Annotated in this window: 2 protein-coding genes; both read left to right on the top strand. The window is 39.0% G+C overall.

All coding sequences use genetic code 11. From position 1 onward, the window contains the following. The coding region (locus KDK15_RS09390; RefSeq protein ID WP_257295096.1) for a hypothetical protein at positions 1–587 on the top strand (587 nt) is incomplete at its 5' end. A 55-nt stretch (positions 588–642) separates the two neighbouring features. Next, positions 643–2,556: hypothetical protein (locus KDK15_RS09385; protein ID WP_257295095.1), on the top strand; the 1,914-nt coding region annotated here is incomplete at its 3' end.

Genomic DNA, 2,556 nt, shown 5'->3' with positions numbered 1-2,556 from the left:
TTCTTGAACAAATAAATCCTGCGACCGGTGGAAATTTATTGCATATTCTGTTTAAAAGTAGCTTTATTAACCATAAAGATATAAAACTGAACGATCTCATTAATATAGTTGACTGGCTGGATAAAACCTATGGATTAACCCCGTTTTTGCAAGGTTGTTTGGAAAACGATGGCTCAACCCCTTTACATTTACTCCTGTCAACCGTCAATACAAAATTACGAAGTGATTGTCTTGATTCACTAACATTACAAGAGCATATTCTGAAGCAGCTATGTCAACCAAATGCAGATGGTCTCCTGCTGGTTGAGTTACTTAAACTTAAAGACAACAACGGCTGCACACCTCTGCACAAATTCTTTTCCTGTAAAAATATCAATAAAAAAATCGATGATCTTTTAATTCATAAACTTGGTCATGAAACATTTTGTGAGCTAATGCTTATCAAAGACAAACAAGGCAATACTGTTATGGATCATTGTTCAAAACTCCATAAGGGTTTACATGAGAAATACAAAAGTATGTTTCAGACACATCCCACTGCGGTAGAAGTTCAGGAGCCCGGCTCTGAAGCATCCGAAAGAATATAAATATAAAGATGATTTATTAAGCATTATGTGTAACAGTCAAAGGGGTTATTGTTCTATGGATATTCGCTTCAATTCAAGCAACTTTCCAGTAGCTTCAAATAGTGATTCAGCAGAAACTTCAAATACGGAACTGAAAGAGCATACTAATCCATCAAGGCCCTTGACAATCAGAGTTGGACGCTCAAAAAGAGAAATGAAGGAAATAACCTTAAATTTTCCGATACTATCCAAGCGGGCTAAACACACAGCATTTAACCCTGTTGAAACAGGCCGTCATAAAGAGAAAATGAATAAGTCAGCCACCAGCATTCAACCCTTTACCTACTTCTGCTCAAAAGTCAATAATCCCATTAGAACTGTTCAATGGTCTACTCATTTCCAGGACATTTATGAATCCCTGAAGCAAGAAAAACACTTGGAGATTGAGGCCCTGTTAAACGCTCTTAGCGATGTTGAGATTAAAAGCCTGCCCATTGCTACCCTCCCCCGTCATTTACTAAAAAAATATGAAAGTCCAATTTCACTTTCGAAATTGGCCAGCTTTTCCAATGAGACAGGCAATATTTTTTTCCGGGTTTTATTTGACCGACTATCCTCAGATGAACTCCGGGTTGCACTTTTAGAACCTGTCGATGACGTTGGCAAAGAGACGTTATTACATCTTGCTTGCTGTGTTATGGATGAGTCATCATTCAAGCAGCTGGAACAGAAACTAGGTATGCAAACCCTTTTGGAGATGATCACCCGCCCCGTAAATGATCTTAATTCTCCCCTTGCATTTGCCTGTCTTTATAACAAAAGTACCTGTCTATTTGATTCCGTCATTAATCAAGACCGGGAATTGATAGAAAAACTCCTGAAGGGGAGTCCCGATACTGATCAAAGCTTAGTGCAGTTCATGTGCAATGATTTAGCATGGCGCTTTTATTGGTATAGCAATGATGAATACAATCACCGTATTAAATATCTGTTAGATGCCCTGAGCAAGCAAGATCGCTTTGACGCTGTCCGTTTTACCGGAAAATCCAATGAGTCTGCTCTGCTGTGGGCCTGCACAGAAATTCATGTTTTTGATTTGGCAACAATATTGACTGAATCACTTGATGATGATCAGAAAGCTGAGCTTTGTACCGCACCAATGGGAACGGGCAATTCACTGGTGCAAAAGTGCCTTGAACTTAATCGTACTAATAAAGTTGTCAAGCTCTGCATGTCAATCCGTAACCCATCATTGAGGTTTAAGGTACTGTCGATTTGCACATCGGAAGGCCATTCCTTATTTCAACAGTGGCTTCCTTATTCTTATGATATTGAAGATGAAAAAGTTAATATAGAATACCTGCTGCGTGGTATGGATGATAAGCATCGGGAGTTATTAATCGCTGGTGATCGGCGTATTTGGGATCAGACAATCGGTGGTACTGATCATAAGTACAAGACCATGTGCTTTTCAGACTTCCTCCAGGTCCAATACGGTCTGAAATCCAGAAAATATATGACTTCATTAGGTCATCTGCTTGCACTCAGGCAGCAAGAGCGAATTCCGATTGTCGTTGCCTTTAACAGAAAAAATATGTGCCTGGCCAGATATTTGTGGAAACAGATTGCTGATCCAGAATTACAACTTAAACTGCTACTTTACAAAACCAAAAACCAGACAACCCTTTTGCGCCATATGCTTGATGATGAGTCTCAGTGGCTACATTTCAAAACCAGGTTAAAGAACACCCATTGCCAGATCGTGCATGATTCATTCGCTGCTGAATTGTATAAACATGCCGTAGCAACCAGACGTTTTGACGATGCTGAATATTACTTCAGCCAAATAAGTGATTCAAAATTAAAACACGATGTAACTGACGACAATCAAAAATTTTATTTAATGAATATCTCTAAAAAAACAGAGACGGATATTGAAAGTTTTTTCCGCGGGCAAACCCCATCTCAATGCACAGAATCTGTTATCTAT

This window comes from Endozoicomonas sp. YOMI1 (assembly GCF_024606345.1).
GTDB lineage: Bacteria > Pseudomonadota > Gammaproteobacteria > Pseudomonadales > Endozoicomonadaceae > Endozoicomonas.
The sequence above is the reverse complement of the archived record's forward strand: the minus strand, read 5'-3'. Positions and strand labels throughout refer to the sequence as shown.